This is a genomic window from Mucilaginibacter sp. PAMB04274, assembly GCF_039634385.2.
Taxonomy (GTDB): Bacteria; Bacteroidota; Bacteroidia; order Sphingobacteriales; family Sphingobacteriaceae; genus Mucilaginibacter.
In genome coordinates, this window is the sequence record NZ_CP155081.2 from 5,094,017 (window position 1) to 5,121,003 (window position 26,987).

At 42.6% G+C, this 26,987-nt stretch carries 26 protein-coding genes and 1 tRNA gene; 12 read left to right on the top strand and 15 right to left on the bottom strand.

Features of this window, described 5'->3' with window-relative positions; translation table 11 throughout:
- Window positions 1–21: 21 nt before the first annotated feature.
- From ABDD95_RS22000 to ABDD95_RS22020, 5 genes are all read right to left on the bottom strand, one after another.
- Complete coding sequence (locus tag ABDD95_RS22000; protein WP_345949513.1) at window positions 22–1,071, bottom strand: endonuclease/exonuclease/phosphatase family protein; 1,050 nt, start codon at window positions 1,069–1,071, stop codon at window positions 22–24.
- 300 nt (window positions 1,072–1,371) lie between these two features.
- Window positions 1,372–2,931, bottom strand: a complete 1,560-nt coding sequence (locus ABDD95_RS22005) for a M20/M25/M40 family metallo-hydrolase (protein ID WP_345949514.1) — start codon at window positions 2,929–2,931, stop codon at window positions 1,372–1,374.
- Between the two features lie 186 nt (window positions 2,932–3,117).
- A complete protein-coding gene (locus ABDD95_RS22010; RefSeq protein ID WP_345949515.1) occupies window positions 3,118–3,810 on the bottom strand; it encodes a response regulator transcription factor in 693 nt (230 codons plus the stop codon).
- Window positions 3,807–5,615 carry a HAMP domain-containing sensor histidine kinase gene (locus tag ABDD95_RS22015; RefSeq protein WP_345949516.1) on the bottom strand — a complete coding sequence of 603 codons (1,809 nt, stop codon included), beginning with the start codon at window positions 5,613–5,615 and terminating at the stop codon, window positions 3,807–3,809. The genes ABDD95_RS22010 and ABDD95_RS22015 overlap by 4 nt, the downstream gene beginning before the upstream one ends.
- A 187-nt stretch (window positions 5,616–5,802) precedes the next feature.
- Window positions 5,803–6,165: a DUF3127 domain-containing protein gene (locus ABDD95_RS22020; protein ID WP_345949517.1), complete on the bottom strand. Its 363-nt coding sequence runs from the start codon at window positions 6,163–6,165 to the stop codon at window positions 5,803–5,805.
- A gap of 78 nt (window positions 6,166–6,243) precedes the next feature.
- Here ABDD95_RS22020 and ABDD95_RS22025 point away from each other — a divergent pair, with 78 nt between their 5' ends.
- From ABDD95_RS22025 to ABDD95_RS22040, 4 genes are all read left to right on the top strand, one after another.
- Window positions 6,244–7,416, top strand: coding sequence for a class I SAM-dependent RNA methyltransferase (locus ABDD95_RS22025; protein WP_345949518.1), 1,173 nt, complete (start codon window positions 6,244–6,246; stop codon window positions 7,414–7,416).
- Window positions 7,417–7,905, top strand: coding sequence for a hypothetical protein (locus ABDD95_RS22030; RefSeq protein WP_345949519.1), 489 nt, complete (start codon window positions 7,417–7,419; stop codon window positions 7,903–7,905).
- Window positions 7,906–8,015: 110 nt separating this feature from the next.
- A complete protein-coding gene (locus ABDD95_RS22035) occupies window positions 8,016–8,291 on the top strand; it encodes a helix-turn-helix transcriptional regulator (RefSeq protein WP_345949520.1) in 276 nt (91 codons plus the stop codon).
- Window positions 8,292–8,343: 52 nt separating this feature from the next.
- Complete coding sequence (locus tag ABDD95_RS22040; RefSeq protein WP_345949521.1) at window positions 8,344–8,997, top strand: HD domain-containing protein; 654 nt, start codon at window positions 8,344–8,346, stop codon at window positions 8,995–8,997.
- A gap of 135 nt (window positions 8,998–9,132) precedes the next feature.
- Here ABDD95_RS22040 and ABDD95_RS22045 read toward each other — a convergent pair whose 3' ends face one another.
- The 4 genes from ABDD95_RS22045 to ABDD95_RS22060 form a co-directional block, all read right to left on the bottom strand.
- Window positions 9,133–12,867: an ATP-binding protein gene (locus ABDD95_RS22045; RefSeq protein WP_345949522.1), complete on the bottom strand. Its 3,735-nt coding sequence runs from the start codon at window positions 12,865–12,867 to the stop codon at window positions 9,133–9,135.
- A gap of 77 nt (window positions 12,868–12,944) precedes the next feature.
- Window positions 12,945–13,832, bottom strand: coding sequence for an ACP S-malonyltransferase (gene fabD, locus ABDD95_RS22050; protein WP_345949523.1), 888 nt, complete (start codon window positions 13,830–13,832; stop codon window positions 12,945–12,947).
- Window positions 13,833–13,938: 106 nt separating this feature from the next.
- A complete protein-coding gene (gene folE / locus ABDD95_RS22055; protein ID WP_345949524.1) occupies window positions 13,939–14,580 on the bottom strand; it encodes a GTP cyclohydrolase I FolE in 642 nt (213 codons plus the stop codon).
- A 9-nt stretch (window positions 14,581–14,589) separates the two neighbouring features.
- On the bottom strand, window positions 14,590–15,006 hold the full coding sequence (locus ABDD95_RS22060; protein WP_345952123.1) for a 6-carboxytetrahydropterin synthase: 417 nt from the start codon (window positions 15,004–15,006) through the stop codon (window positions 14,590–14,592).
- Between the two features lie 64 nt (window positions 15,007–15,070).
- Here ABDD95_RS22060 and mqnB point away from each other — a divergent pair, with 64 nt between their 5' ends.
- Window positions 15,071–15,823 carry a futalosine hydrolase gene (mqnB, locus tag ABDD95_RS22065; RefSeq protein ID WP_345949525.1) on the top strand — a complete coding sequence of 251 codons (753 nt, stop codon included), beginning with the start codon at window positions 15,071–15,073 and terminating at the stop codon, window positions 15,821–15,823.
- A gap of 85 nt (window positions 15,824–15,908) precedes the next feature.
- Window positions 15,909–16,766 (top strand): 1,4-dihydroxy-6-naphthoate synthase, encoded by an 858-nt coding sequence (locus ABDD95_RS22070; protein ID WP_345949526.1) that lies wholly within the window; start codon window positions 15,909–15,911, stop codon window positions 16,764–16,766.
- 177 nt (window positions 16,767–16,943) lie between these two features.
- On the opposite strand, the gene ABDD95_RS22075 is transcribed toward ABDD95_RS22070, so the two are convergent.
- Window positions 16,944–18,155, bottom strand: coding sequence for a TlpA disulfide reductase family protein (locus ABDD95_RS22075; RefSeq protein WP_345949527.1), 1,212 nt, complete (start codon window positions 18,153–18,155; stop codon window positions 16,944–16,946).
- Between the two features lie 841 nt (window positions 18,156–18,996).
- On the opposite strand from ABDD95_RS22075, the gene pnuC reads away from it, so the two are divergent.
- Window positions 18,997–19,632, top strand: a complete 636-nt coding sequence (gene pnuC / locus ABDD95_RS22080; protein ID WP_345949528.1) for a nicotinamide riboside transporter PnuC — start codon at window positions 18,997–18,999, stop codon at window positions 19,630–19,632.
- 27 nt (window positions 19,633–19,659) lie between these two features.
- Here pnuC and ABDD95_RS22085 read toward each other — a convergent pair whose 3' ends face one another.
- Window positions 19,660–20,436, bottom strand: coding sequence for an SDR family oxidoreductase (locus ABDD95_RS22085; protein ID WP_345949529.1), 777 nt, complete (start codon window positions 20,434–20,436; stop codon window positions 19,660–19,662).
- Window positions 20,437–20,653: 217 nt separating this feature from the next.
- Here ABDD95_RS22085 and ABDD95_RS22090 point away from each other — a divergent pair, with 217 nt between their 5' ends.
- The gene (locus ABDD95_RS22090) at window positions 20,654–21,022 is read left to right on the top strand and encodes a diacylglycerol kinase family protein (protein WP_345949530.1); all 369 of its coding nucleotides are present in this window, start codon (window positions 20,654–20,656) and stop codon (window positions 21,020–21,022) included.
- Window positions 21,012–21,737 (top strand): DNA repair protein RecO, encoded by a 726-nt coding sequence (gene recO, locus ABDD95_RS22095; protein ID WP_345949531.1) that lies wholly within the window; start codon window positions 21,012–21,014, stop codon window positions 21,735–21,737. The genes ABDD95_RS22090 and recO overlap by 11 nt, the downstream gene beginning before the upstream one ends.
- Here recO and ABDD95_RS22100 read toward each other — a convergent pair.
- Both ABDD95_RS22100 and ABDD95_RS22105 read right to left on the bottom strand, forming a co-directional pair.
- Window positions 21,734–22,819, bottom strand: coding sequence for an AI-2E family transporter (locus ABDD95_RS22100; protein ID WP_345949532.1), 1,086 nt, complete (start codon window positions 22,817–22,819; stop codon window positions 21,734–21,736). The genes recO and ABDD95_RS22100 overlap by 4 nt on opposite strands.
- Before the next feature lie 129 nt (window positions 22,820–22,948).
- Complete coding sequence (locus ABDD95_RS22105) at window positions 22,949–23,218, bottom strand: hypothetical protein (RefSeq protein ID WP_345949533.1); 270 nt, start codon at window positions 23,216–23,218, stop codon at window positions 22,949–22,951.
- 166 nt (window positions 23,219–23,384) lie between these two features.
- On the opposite strand from ABDD95_RS22105, the gene ABDD95_RS22110 reads away from it, so the two are divergent.
- Window positions 23,385–23,459: transfer RNA gene (locus ABDD95_RS22110), tRNA-Val, on the top strand.
- 309 nt (window positions 23,460–23,768) lie between these two features.
- Here the strand turns inward: ABDD95_RS22110 and ABDD95_RS22115 are convergent.
- On the bottom strand, window positions 23,769–24,515 hold the full coding sequence (locus tag ABDD95_RS22115; protein WP_345949534.1) for an SDR family NAD(P)-dependent oxidoreductase: 747 nt from the start codon (window positions 24,513–24,515) through the stop codon (window positions 23,769–23,771).
- A gap of 116 nt (window positions 24,516–24,631) precedes the next feature.
- Between ABDD95_RS22115 and ABDD95_RS22120 the strand changes: the two genes are divergently transcribed.
- Window positions 24,632–25,063, top strand: coding sequence for a helix-turn-helix domain-containing protein (locus tag ABDD95_RS22120; RefSeq protein WP_345949535.1), 432 nt, complete (start codon window positions 24,632–24,634; stop codon window positions 25,061–25,063).
- 65 nt (window positions 25,064–25,128) lie between these two features.
- Here the strand turns inward: ABDD95_RS22120 and ABDD95_RS22125 are convergent, their stop codons facing one another.
- On the bottom strand, window positions 25,129–25,560 hold the full coding sequence (locus tag ABDD95_RS22125; protein ID WP_345949536.1) for a helix-turn-helix domain-containing protein: 432 nt from the start codon (window positions 25,558–25,560) through the stop codon (window positions 25,129–25,131).
- Window positions 25,561–25,690: 130 nt separating this feature from the next.
- Between ABDD95_RS22125 and ABDD95_RS22130 the strand changes: the two genes are divergently transcribed.
- Window positions 25,691–26,836, top strand: coding sequence for an alkene reductase (locus tag ABDD95_RS22130; protein ID WP_345949537.1), 1,146 nt, complete (start codon window positions 25,691–25,693; stop codon window positions 26,834–26,836).
- Window positions 26,837–26,987: the final 151 nt, after the last annotated feature.

The following is a 26,987-nucleotide window of genomic DNA, read 5'->3' on the forward strand; positions in this document are numbered from 1 at the left end:
CCGACAACCTGCTTAGTTTCGCTATACTTCTTTTGCCTTTTTCTCTTCCGCTTCCTCAATTTCATCGGCATCTGGTTGCATAGGTTTCTGTTCAACAGCGGCCAGCTGCTCGTACTGCAGGTTAAGGAAAATCGGAAAATGATCTGATCCAAAATTATGCAGGCGTTTTATTTGCCGCAGCTTAAAATGCGTTGAAGAGAAAGCATGATCGAGCGGAAAGCGCAGAAACGGATAATGCGCATTAAACGAATTAAAAAAACCGCGGCCCCGACGCGGGTCAAGCAAGCCGCTCATTTTCAAAAAAAGCTCAGTAGTATGACTCCAGGCCACATCATTTAAATCGCCGGCTACAATAACGGGTAAATTGCTGGCCTTGGCTAAATCGGCTATTATTAAAAGTTCCTTATCGCGCTCGGTCGACCGTACGTTCTCATTGGGTACGGGCGGTGTAGGGTGCACCGCATAAAACTGTATTTGTTGGCCATTAGGTAAGCGTATTTTAGTATGTATAGAAGGAATGCCTTCCTCCACCAGGTATTTAACCTCCGTATCGCTTAACTCCAGTTTAGCGTACAAGATAAGCCCGTAGGTATTATTTAATGGCACTTTTACATGGTAAGCATAATCGTTCTCCAATACCCGTGTGTGCTGCTCCCAAACCTCGTTGGCTTCCAATAAGATCACCACATCAGGGTCGGCTTTTCGTACCTCCGCAACACAGCCTTCCTTGTTCGGATTAAACTCGTAAACGTTGGCAATCATCAGGCTTATGCTTTGTTCGGGGATGGGTGCACCGGCAGCCAATACCTGCTTTTTGCCTAAGGCAGTAAACGGTAAAATAAGGCTTAACAAGTATGCAGCATTCAGTAAAAGAGCCAAGCCAATGCCCCAGTAAACTAAAACGAGGCCATGGTAAAATACCGCCCATAAAACAAGGCAAAGGAGTACCAGTGCCAGCTTTTGCAGCCTGGGGTAATCAAATACCCTAAAAATCCAATAATCGTTACGTACCAGGGGCAGCAGCGTACAACAGAACAGAAAGCAGGCGTATATTGTGAGAAATAGATTCAATGGTTATCAGCAAATTTTAAAGCGCTAAAAGTATGCTTAAAAGATTTTTAATACCAATAAAGTTTTTGTTTTAATGTGATTAAGGAGGTTGAGCGGCCTCTAATTGGAAACAGATGCAGGATTTTAAAGGTGGGGCAACTGTTGTCTTTTGTTGAAAAAAGACGTTTTGCACGAGGCTTGCCAGGTGGAACGCTTGATTACACCGCTATTAAGCTACAACCTTAATTAATACCTATCCAAAACAAAAACAGCCTCCCTATTAAGGCAGGCTGTTTTTGTTATGAATGAGTTTAAACTGTATTAGTTGGTGCCGGTTGCTTTAACTGCTTCTTTACGTGGCAGCATTTCAGCACGTTGAGCTGTATTATACACAAATGAGGCAACAATGGTGGCGGCCTGTTTAAGGTCGTCTTCCACTAAACGGTCATAAGTGTCCTGGTTGCTATGGTGAGTGCGGGTGTTATAATCCATACCATCCTGAATGAACTGGAAGCCGGGTATGTTCACGGCATCAAATGACTGATGATCGGTACCACCCGTATTACTGATGGTAACCGTAGTAGCGCCCAAATCGTTAAACGGCGCTAACCAGCTCTGGAAAATAGTGCCAACAGCTGCATTACCTTGCAGGTATACGCCACGGATTTTACCGGTACCGTTATCCAGGTTATAATAAGCCGATACCTTGGCCTGCTCAGCCTTTAAAGTATCGCGTTTGCCAAAGTGCTGGGCCACATAACCCCTCGAGCCAAACAAACCTTGCTCTTCTGAACTCCAAAGCGCAATACGGATAGTACGTTTAGGTTTAAAGCCAATAGTTTTCAGGATACGCATGGCCTCCATCATTACCGCACTGCCTGCAGCATTATCTGTAGCTCCCGTACCGGCGTGCCATGAATCAAAGTGGCCGCCTAACATAACCACTTGCTCTTTCAGCTTTTTATCGGTGCCCGGTATTTCAGCAATTACGTTATAGCCTTGCATATCGTCGGTGTAAAATTGCGTTTGCACATCGGCTTCCATTTGCACCTTTTGGCCGGCACGTAGCAGGCGTACTATGCGCAGGTAATCTTCGCCGCTGGTTTCCAGCTCCGGCAAAGCCGCTTTTGCTGTATCGGCATATGATGCGCCGTTAGTGGTGAACACCGTACCATCGGTACCACGGCCCTGGCTTAATATTAAAGCAGCGTTCTCCTGCTGTAAAAAGCTGCTGATAGCGCCACGCATAGCGGCGGCTTTACGGCGCGCGGCCATAAATGCCTCCATTTGCGGGTTGCCCGCCCTTTGGCCCCTACCACCAGCTTGTGGTGTTGTAGCAGCCATTTTAGCTAACTCCTCATCGGTATAGCGTGAGGCATCTGGGTTCTTGCTACGCACCAAAGCATTAGCCTGATCGAATACGACGATTTTGCCGCCTAATTGTCCTTTATATTTAGCCAGATCGGTTAGGGTATCTACTTTTACCAGTACCACATCGCCTTTGATAAGGCCTTTGGTGCTGCTGGTCCAGGCTTTAGGGATGGCAATAATAGCATGGTAGTAGGGCACTGTAATCGCTGCATAGTTTTTGTTTACCTGCCAGCCTTTACCAAATTTGCCCCAGGGCTCCAGTTTAGCGTTAACCAAGCCGTAGCTCTGCAATTCTTTTACTGCCCAGTTCTGTGCATTTTTTAAGCCTGGCGAACCAGATAAACGCGGACCGGCTACATCCGTTAAGTAGAACGCAGTTTTCATAACCTGTGAGTTTTTTAAACCCTCATTACGTATTTTTTGTACGATTGCCTGATCAACCGCCTCTTGTGCTGCTGCAGAAAGGCTAATACTCGCCGTTAGCAACAAAAAAAGTAGGGTTTTTTTCATATTTTGAATAGTTTGTTATCGATTTAACAAACTTATTCAAATAAAACACAACATATCGCAATAAGCCTTAAAAAATTTGTTACGAAAAGGGCATTTTCTTACAACGAGAGCTAAAATAGAGGCTAACAAAGTGGAATTTTTGAAAATTATGCGAACTCGCTTTACACAAAGCACAAAGCAGCGGAATTAATTCACTAATAATTTATACCCGCGACCATGAACATTGATGATTTCCACACGTGAATCATCTTTTAGGTATTTGCGAATCTTGCTCAGAAAAACGTCCATACTGCGACCATTGAAGTAATTGTCGTCATTCCATATATTAAGCAGCGCTTCCTCGCGGGTAAGTACTTCATTTTTATGCAGGCACAACAAACGTAATAATGCCGCTTCTTTAGTCGACAGCTTCTGTACGCCGCTGTCTGATTGGATTACCTGAGCGGTAAAATCGAAGTCGTATTTACCTATTTTAAACTGCGTGGGTTTTTCTTCTTCCTTAGTACCGCCTGTAGCCGTACGCTTGAGCAAGGCATTAATACGCAACAGCAGTTCTTCGATACGAAAGGGTTTGGTTATATAGTCGTCGCCGCCAAGGTTAAAGGCTTGGGTTTTGTCTTCCATCATGCCCTTGGCAGTAGCAAAAATAATAGGCACTTGCTGGTTTAGCTTACGGATCTCTTTGCCAAGGGTAAAGCCATCTTTTTTGGGCATCATTACATCAAGTATCAGCAAATCAAAATCACTCTTGGTAAACTCCCGCAAGCCGGCCTCACCATCTTTACTCAGCACTACGTCAAACTTGCCTTTCAGCTGTAAGTAATCTTGCAGCAGGTTGCCCAGGTTAGGGTCGTCTTCTACCAATAGTATTCTCTTCATGCAGCAATGTTGAATTTCAGTTCAAACTCAGAGCCTTTTTCTTTCTCCGACCGCACACTAATCATTCCCTCCAGGCGCTTAACAATGGTGTTCACATAGCTCAGGCCAAGCCCAAAGCCCTTTACATCGTGCAGGTTACCGGTTGGTACGCGGTAAAACTGCTCAAATATCTTAGCCTGCTGGTCGCGGCTCATACCGATACCCCTATCGGCCACCCTTACAACCAACTGACCACCTTTGTTGAGCGTGGTAATGGTTAATTCGGGGTTTTCGCGGCTGTATTTAATGGCGTTATCTATCAGGTTATAAATTACGTTCGAGAAGTGCAGCTCGTCGGCCTCTATTACGGCATCGTCTGCATCAAGGTGCAAATCAACCTGTGCATTGCTTTTTTGCAAAATCAGCTGCATGCTATCCAGCACCTCTACAATCAGGTCATTCACATCAACCGGTTTCTTATCCAGTTTAAAGTCGTTCTTCTCAATACGGGCAATGTTCAGCACCCGCTCTATATGGCTGCCCAGGCGCTCGTTCTCCTCGTAAATAATATTGGCCAACCGGGCTACACGGGCTTTATCTTCGATAATCTCCTTATCCTGTAAGGCCTCACTGGCAATCATGATAGTTGATACCGGTGTTTTAAACTCGTGTGTCATGTTGTTGATGAAATCGGTTTTCATCTCCGATATTTTCTTTTGCTTAAGGATAGAAAAGATGGTATATCCGAAACAAAAGATAAGCACCAGCAACAACCCGCCGCTGATAGACAGCATGTAGGTCATGGTGTTTAAGATATGCGAGTTCTTGTCGGGGAAAAACATTCGTATTTTACCCGGATCATTGATTACATCTTGGGCAAAGATGGTCGTTTCATAAGTGTCGGCCACATTAAAAACAGGCCTTTCGCCAACAATATCATAGGCTTTTGAAAACAGTAGCGAGTCGTTATTGGCAGAGGTTACCTCATAACTAGGGGGCAAACTGATGCCTTTGTTACGCAATTCTAAACGCAGGAGCGAATCGAGAAAAAACGGATCAATACGCTCTTTGAGTGGCTGATCAGCTTTGTTATATTCTTCGGCCAGTTTGGCCATTACGGTTACATCTACATTTTTGAGCTGCGCCAGTGAATCAGCTTTGAGCATTTGCCTAATCTCACTAATGCGCTTTTGCTTCAGCCTACGCTCGTGCTCGCGTTGCCAGAGGGGGTTAATGTGCGTTACGGCTACTACCTGACGGCCCAGCACAGGGTCAGGGTAGGTATAGAAAGAAGTATCATATTTCCGCAGCTTTTTGGGCTTGGTAATATCGGTAATTTCGGGTGGCAGGGGGCGCTGGTGTACAAAGCCCAGCTCATCGGTAAACTCTTCGACCCTTAAACGTACATTAACCATGCCTTCCTGCGGTTCGCCATAAAGCTCTTCATCTACTTTACTGCTTAGTAAAATACGTTGCAGGCTATCGCGCAGCATCGCTATTTTGAGGTCATGCAGCGCTTTGCTTTTATCTGACAGTTTTTTGCTGTTAACCAATGCCTCTGTTATGGAATCGCTTTTCTTTTTGAATAGGGTATAACGGGTAATTTTACTTGTTTTGACGCCATTGGCCCTGTCATTTAAGAAACGGTTAGCATCATGTTGTTTTAATTTGTCTTGAACAACATTAAGCGCCTCGGCCACATCACGGTCAAACAGCTCAGATTGCTGTTTGTAAGACTGTCGCAGAAAAAAATACTGCATAGCAATTACGCCTAACAGGGCAAACCCCATCAGGCCAATAATTAATCCTATACTCGTCTTTTTCATTGTATCACAAAAATAATGTTATTAAGGCTCAGCAAAGTTTCTTTAACAATTTTTAACACTATTAAAGTTTACTAAATTAACGCCTGCTGCTAAATGAAAAACGCATGGCAATTATATAATCAAAAAGGCCATTTGATTTATTCAAATGGCCTTTTGTATCATCTTGTGTCTATATTACGACAACCGGTTAGAACGGCAGATCGTCATCATCTGGAGCTGCGTTAATATCAACCGGTGGAGCGTACTCAGGGGTTGCGCTTGCTGCACCGCCGCTTAATACGTTAATACGCCATAACTGCAAAGAGTTAAAATAGCTTTTTTTACCGGTTTTGTCAGTCCATGGGCGACCGCGAAGGTTGAAAAACACCTCCACATCATCACCCACACGTACGTTATCCAATAAATTGCAACGGTCCTGAATTGCTTCAAATTTAATGTACTCAGGGTATTGCGGATTCTCTATATATTCAACAACCAGCTCTCTCTTCTTTAACGATTCCGTAACCTGTTGGGTTGGCGATACTTCGTGTACTTTACCTTTAATATCCATAATCTTGCTTATAAAACGTAAAGTTAATATTTTAAGATTGCATTTTCAGCATATTTTAATCCTAAATTTGCGCTTAACATGCAAATTTTTAACACGGAGAGTAAAATAATTATTACTTGCAATAAACGCCTTTCGCCGTACCTGCAACAAGAGGTTGAGGCTTTGGGCTACACTATAAAAAGAACGTTTCAAACCGGTGTTGAGCTGGTTGGAACGGTAAACGACTGCATTCCGCTAAACCTTAATTTACGCTGCGCCAGCCAAATATTATACCTGCTCAAAAGTTTTGAGGCAGAAGATCCGCAACAGCTGTATGATGAACTGGTACAGATAGAGTGGGAAAAGCTAATCGATTTTAGCGGTTATTTTTCCATCACCTCTAACGTAAATAATGAGCATATACGCACGCCGCTTTTTGCAAATGTTAAGGTGAAAGACGCGGTAGTTGATCGCATCAAGGCACAGAAAGGCATCCGGCCAAATTCTGGCCCGGAGCTAAACAAGGCCGTACTGCACTTGTACTGGCAGGATAACAAGGCAGATATTTTTGTTGACACCTCGGGCGAAACGCTGGCCAAGCACAGCTACCGCAAAATACCAGGCAAAGCCCCCATGCTGGAAGCACTGGCGGCATCCACTATCATGTCGACCGGTTGGGATAAACAAAGCACCTTTATCAATCCCATGTGCGGCTCGGGTACCCTGGCTATTGAGGCAGCCCTGCTGGCCACCGATAAAAGCCCCGGCCTGTTCAGGATGAACTATGCCTTTATGCATTTTATGGGTTATGATGAGCAGGTGTTTTTTACTGAGCGCCGCAAGCTAAAAGATAAAGCACGCAAGGATACCGGCTTTAAGATCATCGCTACCGACATATCAGACGACGCAGTGGATATTGCCCGCAAAAACGCACGTACCGCCGGTGTGGAGCATTTGATTGATTTTGCCGTTTGTGATTTTGCAGATACCGAAGTGCCCGAGCAGCATGGCATAGTGATGTTTAACCCAGAGTATGGTGAACGCTTAGGCACACATACCAAGCTTGAAGCCACTTACGCCCGCATAGGTGATTACCTAAAGCAACAATGCAAAGGTTATAAGGGTTACGTATTTACAGGCAACCCCGATTTGGCCAAAAAAATTGGCTTACAGGCCAGCCGCCGAATTGAATTTTACAACGGTAAGCTCGACTGCCGCTTACTGGAATACACTATTTACGAAGGCAGTAAACGTGAACCCAAATCAGAATAAATGAAACGTTTTATTTTTGTAGCCGCTATTTTATTATCGGCTTTGCACAGTCGTGCACAGCAAGGCCTGGCCTTCCCATTTCAGGGTGGCCGCGAGGTGATGATGAACTATTTTAAAAATAGTGTTGTTATACCCGATGAATTAAAAAAGGCAAAAGCCACAGGTACCGCAGTTCTTAAATTTACAGCAGACCAAAAAGGTGCCATTCAGAAAATAGTTGTATACTATGCTGACGATTACATCATCACTGTACCATTTATTGATGCTCTGAGAAAATCAGACCGCAAATGGGTTATACCTGACGAAGAAAAATTGCATGATTTTGTGATATCGTTCACTGTGAATTTGAATATGCCGGCCGGTAAAGCCAGTGCCGCTTTACAAAAACAGGTATATGATTCTTATAAAAAACGCAAGCCAATTTTTGCTACCAATCAGGTTCCGTTAGATATGGCCACGCTGTTACCAGCTATAATTGTTACTTATTAAGGGTAATTTGCGGCAATGTAAACACCGTTTGAATAAATTTTTTAATTCATATTAAATATTTAAAACCGCTGGTTGTTCTACTTCGTAAATTCCGGTATCAAAAACAAATTATGATGGGGAAGGAAGCGATCAAGAACAAGATTAAAACTGTTGCTGTTAACATCAGAAAAATAAGAGAGTTTAGAAATTACACCCAGGAGTATTTGGCCTTAAAGCTTGACATTTCACAAAATGCCTACAGCAAAATAGAACTCGGTTATACAAAAATAACCCTGGAGCGACTGTACCAGATAGCTCAAATATTGGAAGTAGATTTATTCGAACTTATTAAAGCCGAACATACCGAACCGGCTCAATTTATGCAGGTTGCATCAGTAAGCGCCTAACATTATTTTTTCACTGTTATATTTGCAGCTTATAGCCAGCAAATATAACAGTATGTATTCCCAACAACTTATTGATAAAACGGCAGCCTATGTGCAGCAGACCCTACAGCAGGCCGAAGGAGGCCATGACTGGTGGCACATTTTTCGCGTATGGAACAATGCCAAACACATTGCCCAAACCGAACCTGCCGATTTGATGGTGGTTGAACTGGCCGCCCTGCTTCATGACATTGCTGATAGTAAATTTCATAATGGTGATGAAGAGATTGGTCCGCTAACGGCTGTTGCCTTTTTAAAAAGAGAGCAAGTTGATGATGCTGTTGTAGAACATGTTGCGCAAATTATCAGGCACATGTCTTTCAAATCCAGCTTTGCTGAACAGGTTTTTCACTCACCCGAACTGGCTGTTGTGCAGGATGCTGACCGGCTGGATGCCATAGGCGCTATTGGTATTGCACGGGCTTTTAATTACGGCGGATTTAAAGGCCGCGAATTACATAACCCTACTTTGCCCCCTAACCTGCAAATGAGCAAAGAGGAGTATAAGAAAACAACGGCTCCAACAATCAATCACTTTTACGAAAAGCTGCTGCTGCTTAAAGATAAAATGAACACGCCAACTGCACGCCGCATGGCTGAGCAAAGGCACGAGTATATGCACACCTTCCTGGAACAATTTTATGCAGAATGGGAAGGGCTACGGTAGCTGGCATTAACTATTCGGCTCAAATGGCATTTATACCTGGCTCCTGCCAATGATGCCTTTCATTGCAAAACACTTTTATAGCACATACTGCTTGAGCTGAGTGTGCTATCAAAGAAGCCCATACCTGCCTAAAACCTATCCTTTTGCTTCGGGAAAGTTCAGAAAGAACGTTGTACCCTCGCCTATGACGGTCTCATACCATACCCTGCCACCGGCATTTTCGATAGAGTTTTTCACAAATGCCAGTCCCAAACCGGTGCCCGAACTTTTGGTGGTAAAGTTGGGTTCGAATATACGGTCGCGCAGGTTTTCGGGGATGCCGTTGCCGTTATCCTGTATCTTTAATAATACGCTACCCCTGTTAATGGTGTAAGTAATTTCAATGACACCCAAGCGGCTTTCGGGCATGGCCTCAATTGCATTTTTAAGCAGGTTGTTAAAGCAGCGCAAAAGCTGGTCACGGTCGGCCATTACCATAAATTCAGTTTCTGGCTGTTCATAGATAATTTTCACATTATCCATATGCTTAAAAATAATAACAGCCTGACCCAAGGTTTCAAACATACTCAGGCGTTGCATGCGGGTATCGGGCATTTTAGCAAAAGCCGAAAACTCCGACGCTATAGACGACAAACTTTCTATTTGCTCTACAAATGATTTACTGAAACGCTCAAACTTGGCATCAAACCGGGGGTCTTTATCTCTCCATGATTTTTCCAGTAATTGCAAGCCCAGCTTAAGCGGCGTAAGAGGGTTCTTAATTTCGTGGGCAACCTGTTTGGCCATCTCGCGCCAGGCGCTTTCCCGCTCTGATTGGGCCAGTCGCTGGGCGCTGTTCTCAAGTGCGGCAATCATTTTGTTATATTCTTTTATCAGGGCGCCTATCTCGTCATCCTGATTCCATTTTATAGGCTCGTTCTTTTTACCGTAAATGGTTTTACTCAGGTTATATTGAATAAAGCTAAGCGGGGCTGTTATTTGCCTGGCTACCAATACAGCGAACATGCCTATAGCCACAAATATAAGCGCGTAAATATTGATCATGGCATTCAGGAATGTACCAATACGCTCACGATAATCGGCCTCGTTAGAAAAATAGGGCAATTGCAGATAACCTATTGTGCCGCTTTTACTGGTACGGATGGGCACGTAGGCTGCTTTATAATTGAGTATCCCAATGCGTTCGTCATTAATAAGCAGCGACTTCTGAAGCTTGTTCAGTAAAACGAAGGCGCGGGCATGCATACGGCGTCCTAAAATACCATAATCGTATATCTTAGGCCTGGTTGAAAGTACCGGAATTCCATCTTTGTTGAACAGGATCAGGTCGGTAGAGAAATTGTCGGCAAAGTTATTGAACCTAACCTGTGTATCTTCATCAATGTTTTGCAGGTTTTCCGGAAAAATGCTTTCAAACTTCGCTGCAATGGTGGTGATCTTGGTACTGATCATTTCATTTTGCTGCTCCTCGTACTGCGTAGTGATAGATAGAAAAGTAATAACGCCTACCAGCACCAAAGTAACTACAACGGCAAAAATCATAGAGAACTGAATACGGGTTTTGTACAATAACGTCTGCCGTTTAAACCCAAAATTCCAGCGTATGCTGTGCGATGTGACTTTTATAACGGTAACATGCCGCCATAACCAATTAACCAGAATAATGATGGCGCTAAAGGCAAGCAGCACCACAAAAAAGAAAGTGAGCGATGCTACATAAGTAACCAGATCGTTCTCTGGAGCTGATACAACAATAACCTTACGCAGGCTTGGCTGATAAATTAAATGGCTGTAACGGGTTAAACGCTGATACCAGGGCTTGGCGTCATCATCTTCGTAAGTGGTTTTAAAGGTGTATTTTTTAAGTTCACCTTTTAAATCAGCGTTTACAACATTATAATCATAACTACCACTCTGGCTTAGTAAATGGCCATCGCTATAAAAAGCGAAAGAGTAATTTTTAAATTTAGTGTCCCGCTTAAATTGATTGTCTATAAGCAACTCAGGGAAACTGCCGCTATCTTGTATGGCTTTAGATTTTAATTCTACTATAACCGTACCCAGCAAGGCATCTTTTGCATAAACCGGAAGTATGGCAAAGTAACTCAGAAAGCCGAAGTTTTCATTTTCACGGTAAAAGTAGTCAGACACCTTAATCGAGCTGAAAACAACCATGTCTTTAAAGTCATTCAGAATGTAATCGTCGTTGCTTTGTATTGGCCGGCCACTGCGGTCAAACTCATGTATCGTACAATCAAAATCAGAAAGGTAACCATCAAAATAGAGTCTCTGAAAGCGGTTTCTTAAATAACCTGCGTTATGGCTCGTATCACTAAAATAGCGCTGCAACACAGGGTCACGTACAATCTGCTTTTCAACGTTTTTAAATATTTGCGTTAACTTAGGGTTATTGCCATTGTTGAGCTGCTCAATAAGTTGCTTGCGGGTTCCTTTTTCCTTATCGGCTTCGAAGCGGTTAAGCTTAATGGATGCTATCCAGGAGCAGATCAGTATGATGCTTACATAAGTAACAGCATTGAGCGTACCGCTGTCATATTTTAACGAATAATACCTTATAAATACCAGCAATGCCCAAAGCAGATAAAAAAGCGTAAACCCTGTTGAGAGAGAGATTAAAGTAGCTGCCAATATAACGCCAGCAAAAATAGCCAGCTTCACCTTTGGTTTAATGCTTAACTTTTCGTTTACTACCAATAAGGTTTCAACTAAAAGATAAAATATCAAAAAGCTGAAGCACGACAGCAATACGCCTACCAAACTGTACCCGGTTAAATTGAGTACGTTGTTAACATCAAAGTTAATGTTGGAATTAGTGACTAACTGCTTGTACAAATACAGCATGCCCGAAGAAGCCAGCATAAGCACCCCAATTGCACCAATGAATATAAGGTAACTCATTGTTTTTGCAGGCGGGCGCTTTAGTAATTTATGCCGATAGCTATAGAGGTACGCAACAAACCAGCATAAAAAAAGCGTGTTTATGCCAAGGTCGCCAAGGCTTGGAAACAGCTTGTTCAGTGTAAATAAATGGGGATTGAACAAGCGTAAACTACTGCTAAAATCGGGCAGGTGGAAATACAGGTTTATAAAACGGATAAGCAGTATACTGCATGCCAGTACAACTACCGATAGCCCAAACTTTTTACGATGCACAAAGTGATTGCAAATGCTGATTACGAGCAGGCACAAAAACAATAGTCCGGCCAGCCATAACACTATCTCCCAAGTTAGGTGCGTATAATTAACAGCATCAGGTACAAGCTTAACCGAAAAAAGGTATTGTTTATTATTATTATGGATGTGGTAAACGTCTTTATCGTCAACATCGGCTATGTCAATGTTGTTATTTCTAAGCAATTTAGGTTCGAACACATTTTGCAGAAACTCATTCTGAAACCTAAATTTACTTTTAACGAAGATGAACGCTATAGCCGTAAAATTGCCTTCGGTTTTTTGTATAGCTTCATAATAACCGTTAGACTCTTTTATAAAGCTGCTGCCCGGCTTATATTTATTGAAGCGTTCGGGGATGACCTTTACACCAGTCCAGTAAGCCAGTTTATTGTTTTTGTAGGTAACTAACCAAATGCGTTGCTGTACTGTAAGATTTTCAATTAGCTTTAACGCTTCCTGGTTATTGTCGGGCATCTGCTTAAGCAATTCAAACTGCTTACCCGAAAACAACTTATCTACCTGCTTTTCCTTTTGGTGCAAATTTTCTTCAAGCAGGTGCGCGCTACGCATAAAACCGTTGCGCGGTGTATAACTGTTACGTAAAATTATTGCGGTGAGCAGCAAGCTGGCACACAGCAAAGCCAGTAATAAACGTATTTTGGTAAAGGTGGTCAATTTGGTATTGCAGATGTTGTAGAAATCAAATATATCATAAAAAATAAAAGCCGCATTGGTTTGCGGCTTTTATAAAATTATTGGGCTACGGTTAAACTATCGGTCGCAACACTTCGGTCAACTTTTTTAACCAGTCCCTGCAGCACATTGCCAGGGCCCACCTCGGTAAACGATGTGGCGCCGTCCTGCAGCATATGTGTTACCGTTTGGGTCCACCGTACAGCCCCAGTTAGCTGAGCAACTAAGTTTTGCTTAATTAAGGCAGCGTCAGTATAAGGCTTGGCATCAATGTTTTGGTAAATTGGGCAAACAGGCTCTTGTATGTTAGTATTTACAATGGCGTGCTCCAGTTCAACCCGTGCAGCTTCCATTAACGGCGAATGGAATGCACCGCCCACATTTAAAATGAGTGCACGTTTGGCACCAGCGGCTTTCATTTTTTCGCACGCCAGTTCCACACCGGCTATTGTGCCCGAAATAACTAACTGACCCGGGCAATTGTAATTGGCGGGTACAACAACTTCGCTTACCTGCTGGCAAATATCTTCAACCGTAAAATCATCCAGGCCCAAAACAGCAGCCATGGTTGAGGGCTGTATTTCGCAGGCTTTTTGCATAGCATTAGCACGTGCAGCAACCAGTTTAAGGCCATCTTCGAATGACAAGGCACCGGCAGACACCAGCGCCGAAAACTCTCCTAAGGAGTGACCGGCAACCATCTGCGGTTTAAAATCATTACCGGCAACTTTAGCTAAAATTACGGAGTGTAAAAATATTGCAGGCTGGGTAACCCTGGTTTGCTTCAGGTCTTCGTCGGTACCGTTAAACATAATATCGGTAATGCGGAAACCCAGTATCTCGTTAGCCTGCTCAAACAGTTGGCGGGCACCTTCGTGCTGGTCGTACAGGTCTTTGCCCATGCCTACAAACTGAGCACCCTGGCCTGGAAAAATATATGCTTTCACGTTAATTATTGGTTATTGAGTAATTCAGTTAAATAGTTTAAGTTGTCTCAATAGCACGGCTCAGTTGCCTTCTTGGCACTTTGGTTACCTGCTTTTTGGCTCTTTTTTAACTTAATTTACTGGTTATCAGATTTAAGAATTCCGTCCGGGTTTTCTCTTTAAAAAATTCTCCGCTAAAGGCCGAAGTGGTCGTTACCGAGTTTTGCTTTTGTACGCCGCGCATGCTCATGCATAAATGCCGGCATTCAATTACTACACCAACGCCTAAGGGTTGCAAAGTATCTTGTATACAATCGCGAATCTCGTTGGTTAGGCGCTCCTGCACCTGTAAGCGGCGTGCAAACACATCAACAATCCGTGGTATCTTGCTTAAACCCACTACGTGGCCATTAGGAATATAAGCCACGTGTGCTTTTCCAAAAAATGGCAGCATGTGGTGCTCACACATAGAGTACACTTCAATATCTTTTACCACAACCATCTGGCTATATTCCTCTTTAAACATAGCTGATGTTAGTATTTCCTTAGCATCTAAATCATACCCATGGGTTAAGTACAACATAGCTTTAGCCATACGTTCAGGCGTTTTAAGCAATCCTTCACGGTCGGGGTTTTCCCCTATTTGCTTTAGTACGTTGTGGTAGCTGCCGGATAAATTAGTGATCAGCTCAGGATTATAGCGGTCAATTTTTTGATAACCTTCTATACCTTCGTTCCGGTCGGGCAGGTTGTCGTCGTCGTCAATCATGAAATTGTATTAGTTGCCAAAGTACTCGGCAGAGTTATTTTCGGTTTCAAACAGCCTTACAGAGTGTAAAAAAACACCTTCGTAAGCTTCAATAGGCGCTTTTAACTGGTTAAATATTTCGATGCAAAGTATTTCGGTTGATGCCATTTTACCCTGCATAAAGTCAACATCCTTATTCAGATTCTTGTGGTCAAGCTTTTCAATTACATGCTCGTTAATAATCTCTTTGAGCTCTTTTAAATCAATCAGATAACCGGTAGCATGCGTTATTTCGCCTTTTACGGTAACAAACAAATTGTAGTTGTGCCCGTGCCAGTTAGGGTTGGCGCACTTCCCAAATACTTCCTGATTTTTTTCTGCGCTCCATTCCTCACGGTACATCCGGTGTGCAGCATTAAAATGCTCTTTGCGCGTTATATGTATCATCATAACAATTATTGGGTGCAAATATACAAAACAAAAACAGGCAAGTTGTTTTATCTTAGCCTGCATGAATATATTGCTGGTGGCCGCCACACGTGAGGAAATAGGCCCTTTGCTGGAGAGTGGCGTTTTAGGAACGAACAACGGAAAACGAAGTACCGAGCAAGAGGATTTATGCAATACGGAAAAGACTAAAAATCAATTGCAAAAGTCTGTCGATGGCGAATCATCCTTCGTCCGCTCCTCATTTAATGCATCCCAATCTAACGAAACCGCATTTCATACCCTCATTACCGGCGTTGGCATGGTGGCAACCGCTTATGCACTGGGGCAGCATTTGGCTACCAAGCAGTATGATCTGGCTATAAACTTAGGCATAGCCGGTAGCTTTGACAGGGATATTGCTTTAGGAGAGGTGGTAGAGATAACCCAGGATACCTTTACCGAATCAGGCGCCGAAAATGACCAAGACTTTATCACGCTGGATGCTTTAGGATTTGGGCAAATAACTTATACAACCCATGCCCGCCTCACTCAATATTCTTCCCGGCAAGCCGTTAGGCAGGTAACTGCAGCTACGGTGAATACCGTTCATGGCAACGATACATCCATCGCAAACCTTCAACAGCGCATTAGCCTGCAACTGGAGAGCATGGAAGGCGCTGCCTTTTTTTATGCTTGCCAGCAGGCTGGTGTGCCTGCTTTGCAAATCAGGGCAGTGTCAAATTATGTAGAGAAGCGCAATCGCGATGCCTGGAAAATAGGTTTAGCCATTAAAAATCTCAATACATTTGCAGAAGCGTTACTCCGCGGGTTGTGAATTGTGTGTTGCATATTTTGATGTTTTTAAAAAGCTGTAACATTAATGCCCATAACCTGCAACACATCCCTATAACTAAAACGTTATGAAATTAACACTAGGCTTTTCGCCATGCCCCAACGATACTTTTATTTTTGATGCGCTTATTCATCATAAAATTGACACCGAAGGTTTAGATTTTGAGGTGTTTTATGATGATGTAGAAACCTTAAACCACAAAGCGATGCGTGGCGAATTGGATGTTACCAAACTAAGCTACCATGCATTTGCTTATGTGGCCAACAAGTATGTATTGCTTGATGCCGGCAGCGCCCTTGGTTTTGGCGTAGGGCCGTTATTAATTTGCAAGGGTGATGAGCAAAAAGCTTACGCCGATCTGCAATCCGAAAACCGCACCATTCGCATTGGTATACCGGGCAAATACACTACCGCAAACTTTTTGCTGAGCCTGGCTTTTCCAAATGCAGTTAATAAACAGGAGATTGTTTTTTCGGATATTGAGCAAGCGCTGCTGGATGACCGCATTGAAGTTGGACTCATCATCCACGAAAATCGCTTTACTTACCAAGACAAGGGTCTGAAGAAAATTTTGGATCTGGGTGATTACTGGGAAAAACAAACAGGGTGTGCTATACCACTTGGCGGTATTGTAGCCAACCGTAAATTACCGGTACAGGTGCAGCACAAAGTTAACCGTGTATTGCGCCGCTCGGTTGAATATGCATTTGCCAATCCAAAATCGGGGCTGGATTTTATCCGTTCGCACGCGCAGGAAATGAGTGAGGAGGTAATGTACAAGCACATTGACTTATATGTAAATCAATACTCGCTCGACTTTGGAGTTGAGGGCAAAAAGGCTATACAACTGATGTTTGACAAAGCCAAAGAGCACGAAATAATTCCGGAGATTAAGGAAAGTTTGTTTCTTGACAGCACCTTGTAAAATTCTTTTGAAAGGAAGGCTTAAACAAATCCGTGAGTCATTTTGAATAAATGAGAGATCTTTTCGGAGTGGAAGACCAATAACCCTTTTGTTCCGAAAAGATTTTCCACTATCATTACCAATGATATCTTTGATGAAGATTAACGGCAATCCTACAGCTAAAAACCTGAGGAAGTACTACTTTTCGGCCAGCAAATTATCTGTCAACCTCTCAAACTCGTTTACAAACCCGGTGTAATAAGCGCCTGTACCGGGGCCGCTAAAGCCAGTATAAATTTTCCGTACTTCGCCCTTTTTATCAATTATAATGGTGGTAGGGAACGCTAAAAAATTGCTGAGCATAGGCAGACTTTTAGCGGTCTCTTTTTTGTTGTTGGTGTAACCGGTTAGCAACAGAGGGTAAGGTATGTTAAAATGATTTTTCTCCTGCGTTACGGCTTTTTTTGATTTCTCAAAATCGGCTGTACGTTCATAAGCCAGTCCAACAACTTCAACGCCTTTGTTGTGGTACTTTTTGTAGTAGTTTACTAAGTATGCTGTTTCATCCATACAATTAGGGCACCATGAACCCATTACCTGTAATATCACTACCTTATTTTTGAAACGAGCGTCATTCAAAGAAACCTTTTGTCCGTTTAGATCCGGAAAAGAAAAATCAATTCGTTTATAGCCCGGCTTCAAAACGGTTAATGAGTATGCATCAGGTAGTTTGGCGTTGTCATTTTTTACGGCTGCCCACGGTGTTGTACCAAAACGGCCATCGGTTATCGTTTGCCCATCTTTAATAGTTGCGGTAAAAAGAAATGCGTGGCCGCCATCAAAGCAGGACAGGTAAAGTTTGTTGCCACTAACGCTCCCCTCCAGATAACGGTAATCGCCAGTGGTAGTTAAAAAGGTACCAGTAATGCGGTTGCCGGTTTGCTTAAACTCCCCTATTGTAGTATCACGGTCGGCACCTTCACCAAACACGGCCGACCACCGGCCTGAGATGTTAAGGAAAGGCTTCTCGGGCGATTTGAAGAAACGCCATTTATCACCATAGGTGGCCGTAAAGGGCGTAGCGGCGTCCCTATTGCCCAGGTGTTTAATCCACTGACCGGTAAGACCACCACCTTGTTGCTGCAGTTTGAACTCAGAGTCGAACAACGGCATATTTATAAATACAGAGTCGGCGTTAAATTTTATATCTGTTACCTTAAACCGCTCGTTTGCGTTAATGATGGTTAATTGCTGACGGCCTGCCGTATCTTTCACTTCGAAGTTGAAAGGCAGTTCGCCGGCGGCCGGCTTTAACACGCCGCGCCAAATTCCTGTTTTTAATTTACCTTGAGCAAATACCGAGACTGAAAACAACAGGGCTACAAAGGTGAAAGCAAATAATTTCTTCATGTAAGAGATTAACATATGGTGGCAGCAAAGTAAATGAAAAGCATCTATATAATCTACCAACTATGTAGATTTTGACGATACAACAAGAAAAGGGTTTAACCTAAATTTTCGGCATAAAAAAAGAGAGCTACTTTCGAAGCTCCCTTTCCCCTAATTAATTTAAACTATTGATTAAACCCAAAACAAAGAACAAAATCATCTCAACTTGGGTGCTTGAGAATTCTCTTTAAATATGTTGTAACATAGGTAGATGTTACATTTTATTCGTTTTTCAGTTAGATGCAGAGTCGTTAAGATAATAACAAAAGTGAAGCCACAAATTTTAAAAACCAGCTGTCACCTTCATTTTAGTAATACCATATACAAGTCAATCATTTGACATTTTCATCCATAAAAATCCAATAACCGTTTATTAGATTTAAGCCCTCCTCAATAATTAACGGTTAATTATCAAACCATTACACCCTCAAAAAACCTAACTTTTAATAATTTAATTAGTGTTAACCTTCTCATAAAGCTTGAAAAAGATCCACTAAAACACTTCTAAAACTTTCTTAAAAATAAAATCTAACAGCATTAAAAGGGTATTTAAATAGGTTTTTGAACAGCCAAAAATTATTTCGAAATATTTATACTGCTTAAATTTTGCTGTACTCTTTTTGAAACAATTCCATAAAAACAGACACAATTTTGAAAAACATGTACCTTAAAACATACAATAAGTAGAATTTTGTATCAAAATCACACAGCCGTTGGCAACGCGAGTGAGCGAGCTATTATCACGACCTATAACCCTCATGATGACGCTTATAAACTCTTATTTAAATTTATAAATTTACACATGCATCTTTATTTCGCTATAGCCGACTGGCTTCACCAACAAAGCTGGCTCGAACTTACCGGCGTTGTTACAGGCCTCCTATGCGTTTATCTGGCTGCCATCAATAATATTTGGAACTGGCCATTTGCAATTGTTAACACCGCCATTTACATTTTCATTTTTGCTAAGGCAGCATTGTATGCCGATATGTGCCAGAACGCTTATCTGTTTGTAATTAATATTTACGGTTGGTATTATTGGAGCAGGCAGCCTGCTCATACCCATAAGGTTCCCGTTGTGCGAATTAATAAAAAGTTGGTTGTCACCTTGCTCTTAGTAGCAGCGCTGGTATCACCAGCCTTAGGCTTTTTATTGGTCAAACTATCTTCGGTGTTACATTATCAACCAGCGGCTTTTCCGTACCTGGATAGTTTTTGTACTGTTGTTAGCTTAACAGCGCAGGTATTTATGGCCCGCAAAATTTTGGAAAACTGGCTTATCTGGATTTTTGTGGATGTTATATATGTAGGCATCTATATTAGCAAAGACCTGCAGCCAACCGCTTTTATGTTTGGCGTATATGCCTTACTTGCCTTAAAAGGCTATATTGATTGGCGGGAGGATTACAAGCGGCAACTGCCCGAAAAAGTTTCCTGACAATTGCCTCTGGCGCTTTGCCTATAATTAATAAATGCTCCGGCTGGCACCGCCATCAACCGGTATGGTTGTGCCGGTAATGTACGAGCCTTGCGCCGAAACCAGGAAAGCTACTAAAGCGGCCAGCTCATGCGGCTCACCAATACGGCCCAATGGTATTTTAGCGGCCCGTTCTTTCAACGCTTCATCAGCATTCTTACCGGGCGGCAGCGTGTGCTTTAGGCGGTCGGTAAGTATCATGCCTGGCGCTACGTTGTTTACTGTTATATTGTAAGGCCCCAGTTCGTCAGCCATCATTTTAGCCATGCCTACAACACCCATACGCATACTGGTTGAAAGCACCGAGTTGGCCAGAACGGATTTAACTGACCCGCTAATGATGTTGATGATACGGCCGCTTCCTGTCTTCTTCATATGCGGCAAAGCAAGCCTGCTCAACCGGGCAAAACTCAGCAAATTCAGATCAAAGGCATTTTGCCATTGTTCTTCGTTAAATGTCTCAAACGCCGCAAAGGGTGGCCCGCCTGCATTGTTTACCAAAATATCTATCCGGCCAAACTTTTCGGCCACCTGGCTAATCAGGTTTTCCGTATCGGTAGCTTTAGTTACATCAGCAGCAATAGCGGTAACGGAGACACCGGTTTGCTCCTCAATATCCTGAGCTGCGTCAGTGAGTTCATCAATATTTCTTGAGGCAACAATTACAATTGCACCCTCCATAGCCAGTGTTGTGGCAATTGCCTTGCCTAAGCCTTTGCTCGAAGCCAGCACAAGTGCTACTTTATGGGTAAGTTTTAAATCCATATTAAATGTTCAACAGTTTATCAAATTCAAACTTATTGCGGATGCGATATTACTTTAATTTGTTAAATAAGTACATCTATACTTTAAAACTAAATCCATTACCACATGGGGCAACAGATGCAAAGTTAACTAGGAATCCGGCAACGAATTTTATCGGCCTAACAAAATTTAACAGTTAACCTTACAGGACATTTGTTGTTGTATTTTAGTGCCGGGTATGAATAAATTTTTAAAGGGATTTGGCTATGCATTTACGGGGCTAAAGTATGCTATGCTTACACAGCTTAATTTTAGAGTGCATTTGGTGGCTATGCTTTTAGCCGTGTTTATGGGCTACTCGCTACACATTTCGGCGACTGAGTGGCTTTGGATTAGCCTTTGCATTACCCTGGTGTTATTAGTAGAACTACTTAACACCGCCATAGAGCTTTTAACAGACCTCGTATCGCCGGAGTACAACCCAAAGGCGGGGCATGTGAAAGATATATCGGCAGCGGCTGTGCTGATAACCGCATTTTTTGCGTTGGCAACCGGCCTTGTTATCTTTTTACCCAAGCTTATTAGCCTTATAAAACATGCTGCATAAAACCAGAGGCATTGTACTTAAGTTAACTGACTACGGCGAAACCAGCGCCATAGTACAGATCCTGACCGAGAAATTTGGGTTACAATCTTACATCATTAATGGTGTAAAAAAGCCAAAGGCTAAAATATCACGCAATATGCTGCAGCCCCTGCATTTGCTCGATCTGGTGGTGTATCATAAAAATACAGGTGCCGTACAACGTATCAAAGAACTTAAAAATGTGCCACTACTACAGCACATGCCTTACGATGTAGTAAAAAGCAGTATCGCCTTATTTTTGAACGAAGTATTGTACAAAGCCATCAAACAGCAAACGCCCGACGAACAATTATTCGAGTATATTTTTAGAAGTGTTGAGCTATTGGATAACCTAAATGAAGGGTTGCCCAACTTTCACCTCGTATTTTTAATTGGGCTTACCCGCTATCTGGGCTTTTACCCGGATAACAGCACCGCTACGGATGCCGATTATTTTGACATGCGCAACGGCGTTTTTACCCGTTTTAAACCCGAAAGCAGTCTTTTTCTTTCGCCACCGCATACGCAAAACTTTTACCAGCTATTAGCCCGCGGCTTCGACAATTTAAAAACAATTAAATTAGGTAATGACGAGCGCCGCTACCTCATAACCCGGCTGCTGGAATACTATGCCCTTCACATTGAAGGATTCGGCTACATACGCTCGCATGAAGTGCTGGAAGAAGTATTGAGCTAATCTTCTTTTATACCAAATAGCTTTTTAAACATGCTCTTGTCTTCTTTGGCGCTTTGGTTGCCTATAAGGTATCCGTATGGCTTTAGTGGCTCTATATGGTCACACAGTACCTTAAACATACCCAGCAGCGGTATGGCAAGCACCATACCGGCAATGCCCCAAATAGCCTCTCCTACAACAATTATTAAAATAGTAAATAGCGGATTTAAATTAACCTGGTTACCAACTATCAGCGGCTCCAGCACGTAGGTTTGTGTAAACTGTACAATAGCATAAGTTATAAGCACGCCAAATACTACGTTAATATCACCGCCCTGCGCAAAGGCAATAAGCACCGTAATAGAAGTACCTGTAATATTCCCTGCAAAAGGAATAATTTCCAGTATGCCACATAAAATGGCAAAAAATATAGCGCCTTTGATACCTACAATGCTAAAACCAATGCCATACATAATCCAAAGCATAACAATCATAACAGCAAGGCCCGTTATATACTGCTGCGTTACGCGACTGGCCCGGTACATGATTTTCTCAGCCACAGGTTTATTCTCTACGGCTACAAGTCTGAGCACAAAGTTTTTGAAATGAGAACGGAAGTAAAGGAACAAAAACACATACACCAACACCAGCACCACACTCACCAATAAACTTAAAGTTGAAATAACAGTACCCAAGGCCATCCCTGCAGCTTTTTCCATCCCGCCCGATTTTTGTTCTTTAATTATTTGCTGTTGCTCGCGGGTAGTAATGCCAAATTGCGAACGCACAAAATGCTTCAACTGATCAAATAAATCGCTTAACTGCGCCTGTAGTTTAGAAAAATCTTTTAACAAATCACCAATTTGCCAGTGCAACAGCAAAACCAGGCCAACTACAAGCAGAAAAAAAAAGAGTAAGCTTACAAACGAAGAAAGCCCCCGGTTTAGCCCCCTCCTTTCAAGCCAGTTACTAAAGGGCATAAGCAACATAGCCAGTACGGCACCATAAGTTAGTGGAATAAGTACCGATTGCGAGATGTATAAAACAGCAACCGACAAAAGAAACAAAAGCAAAAAACGGATAGTATTGGATAGGTGCAGCATAAGCAAATATGAAAAAAAAGCAGGGCTATTTATAAACCCTGCTTTTGCATGATATGTGAATGTGTTAGATTACGAAATGCCAAACCAGGTTCTATAACCTTGACGAACCGGGTTGCTCTTCTTAACAAATTATATACCCGAGCCTTTACCTGAGTCGATATTACCGTCATCTAACACCATGCGGCGTATATAATCCAGGTTAGATTCAGGAAGCTCAGATCCGGACAATTGCCTTATGGTTCCGTCGGGCAGCAACTCTAGGTCTGCATTGATGTTATTATCAATATGCACGTGCAGGATATCGCCTTCACGTTCTACATGGCAAGTAAGTTCGCGTTCAGAGTAATTGAGCGTAAACTCGTATTTACCGTCGGTGGTATTTTTGAAGCTATCAGTCATAGTAGTGAGTGTTTATTGGTATAACACGCTATATGTGCAGGATGTTTTAAAGCCATGCAGTAAGCCCGTAAAAATTAATTCGCGGATAATCAGGCACTTTTATTTTTTTTGAAAAAATATTTTGAAGAAAAGAAAAAACACTCTATGTTTGCAGTCCCAAAACGATGGGAGCTTAGCTCAGCTGGTTCAGAGCATCTGCCTTACAAGCAGAGGGTCACTGGTTCGAACCCAGTAGCTCCCACTTTAAAAACCCTTCAGATTAACGTCTGAGGGGTTTTTTTTTTGATGTGGGTTTGGAAATCTTGCCAATGGCTCCAATCTGACGTACATTGTTAGCACACTGATAATACACCAGGTGGCCATATCAACAAGATTATGATTTCCTTCAAAGTGCTTCGTAACTACAAGAGAACTAAAGCCTAGAACACTTTTTCGATAGCCGTAAAAGTTCCTTATTACAGAAAAACACAACATTGAGTACAGGATTACGCATAAATAGCACTTATGGGTAGGCGGCAGCTCCTGATTGGTGTTGTGCTTAGTTTTTAATTCAATAAAGTCCCTGATTAAACTTAGCTATAGCTGCTTCAGGGTCGGCAAAGTAGTCGTCATGTTGCTTGCCGGCTTCCCCCACATAAATCTCATAACGGTTCTCTGTAATTCCTTTATAAATATCTTCGGCAACCACTACTGGCGGTAAGCCATGTTGCTCACCACCCATATCCCTGGTGGCATCTGTATTGATAAGCGACGGCATTACCTCAAAGATTTTGATATTGGTATCTGTGGAAAGTGTTAAACGCAAGGCTACAGAATGCGAATGCAAAGCTGTTTTAGCATCGGAGTAGGTAGGTAAAACCACCAGCGGATGGAACGCCACATTAGACGTAATATTTACAATAGCTGCTTCAGGCTGCTTTTTTAGCAGCGGCAGCAAAGCTTCGATCAATCTAACAGGGGCAAAATAGTTAGTCTCAAATTCTTGTCTTGATTTCTCAACCGCGTTTGCACCTTCACCAAGTTTGTAAACGAAGCCTACCCCGGCATTGTTGATTAATACACTAAGATCGCTATAATCAGCTTCCAATTTGGCTACAAGATTCTTAACTGCATCTGCATCGGTCACATCACAGGCTATGTATTTAACGCCTAATTCTTCCGCAGCTTTTTCCAACTTGTCAGCATTGCGTCCGGAGATAATTACCCGGTTGCCTTTTTCACTTAAAAATTTTGCTGTGGCATAGCCAATTCCCGAACCACCACCGGTTACCAGAACTGTTTTGCTTGTAATGTTCATGATGTTTATTGTTTTGATATTGAAATTAAATGTTACTTTTACTTGCATTTTGCAAGCAAAACAAAGATAGATCATTATACTTGCAAATTGCAAGTATAATTTAACATTTAGATGTCATGAAAGAAATTCAGCATCGATCAAACTGCCCGATAGCTTATTCACTAGATTACCTGGGCGATAAATGGGCATTGTTGATCTTAAGAGATTTGATATTTACTAACAAAGCTAGTTATAGTGATTTTCTGGCTTCTGAAGAAAAAATCGCTACCAATATCCTAGCGGATAGGTTAAAGCTGCTGGAGACAACCGGGTTTATAAATTCCACAGTTTCAACTGAAAAGAAGAACAAGTTTGTCTATAGCCTTACAGAAAAAGGCATTGACCTGATTCCTGTTATTGTGGAGTTAATGATTTGGGGTTCGAAATACAATCCTCCTGGTGCCGAGGATGTGATTAAAAAATTAGAAAAGGATAAAGAAGGTACTATACGCCAATACCGGGAGAAATTATTACAGCGTCTGAAAGATAAGGCTGCTATTAATGAATAGTGTATAGAAAGCTTACCATGCACTATTACCTCCGGCAGGCAAGCATTAATTACTGATGGTTGCTGTTAATTTTTCGAGGCACTAGAGGCCGGTGAAGGTTCAACCCGATAAATTTGACACACTGATTTTGACACCTGCGTTATTTTAGGATCTTGGATGATTACAGTTTCTAAAAACTGCCTATTGGCATCTCCCCAGTGGTTCAAGGCATCTATTATAGGCATTAATGACCAGCCAATCTGTGTTAAAGAATACTCCACCTTAGGCGGTAACTGCGGATAGATTTTTTTTTCTACCATGCCATGTTCCTCGAGTTCCTTCAGCTGTACGTTCAGCACCCGTCGGGTGGCACCGGGTAATAGCCGGAGGATTTCACTTGGTCGCTTTATCTCCATCGAGATGGCGTTGAGCAGTGCCGGCTTCCATTTGCCGTTCAATACTTCCTTGGTCAGGTGCAGGCCACAATCAATCGTCAGGGGCATCTTTCTTTCGTACATAACTGGTTCTCTTGACTCAAAAGTAGGCATTGCATCTTAATTAGGTACAGGGGATAAATTTATCCCTATGGCATTAGTTTCTCCCATATTGTACCGCAACACGATATGCACGAGGTTTGCCAAAAAAAAGATGAAAAATACAGTGCAACCTCTAATGGAGGAATACCTATTAGGAGATCTGAAATTAAAAAACAGGATGGTGATGGCATCTATGACCCGCGGACGGGCTACCAATGCAGGCTTAGTTCCGACACCTTTAATGGCCGAGTATTATGCCCAGCGCGCATCAGCAGGATTAATCTTAAGTGAAGGTACGTGGGTCAGTCCAAAATCTATAGGCTTTATTAACGTACCCGGCATTTATACGCAAGAACAGGTGGAGGGATGGAAACTGGTAACCAAAGCCGTACACGATAAAGGCGGTCTTATCTTCTCCCAGCTTGGCCATATCGGCTCCGCCTCCCATCCCGATCATCTGAACGGCGAACTGCCTGCAGGGCCTTCTGCTATAAATCCTCAAACCAAATCTTTTACCCCAAAAGGCTTCAAAGATACGCTAACCCCACGTGAGCTAACCGTTACAGAAATTAAACAGATCATACAAGATTATAAGCAAGCCGCTAAAAATGCCAGGTCGGCCGGATTTGACGGCGTTGAGGTACATGCGCAATCGGGGATGCTGATCCCGCAGTTCCTGAGCCTGGCAACCAATCACAGGACCGACGAATACGGCGGTAGTTTGGAAAACCGTGCACGTATAATATTCGAGATACTGGATGCTATAATAGAAGTTTGGGATAGTAATCGCGTAGCTATCAAGTTTACACCTGTAGCTATCAGCAACGTAGGTATCGTTACCCCAGACGAAGAAACCATTCCTCTGTTTCAGTACATTCTTAAAAAACTAAACGACTACAACCTTGCCTACCTGCATATAGCAGGACCGGCGGACGATTTAACGGGAACGTCCTTAGAAGTATTATTGGACAATTACTTCAGCCATTTTCGCAGAAATTACAGTGGCCGGCTAATGGCTAATGTTGGCTTTACGCAGGAAACAGGAAACGAAATTTTGAAAGAAGGCAACGCTGACCTTGTATCGTTCGGTACGCCATTCATAGCCAATCCTGATCTTTTTGAACGCTTTACATATAACCTCCCCCTGTCTGAAAGTGATCGTGACACTTATTATACCGGAGGCGAAAACGGCTATACGGATTATCCGCGCGCAGTATACTCCAACGCACAATCAGCCGACGTTAGTTCAGAAAAATAACAGGTTTTTTAATGCTTTTCTGTGCTGATACGGGAAAGCATTTGCTTGTAAAATTGGTACCGGTAATAGCCTTTCTGAAGTGTCTGCCAGTTTTTGTCTGGCAAACACCTCAGGCTACTGCATCAAGATGGACATGCTATCTAAAGGAAAT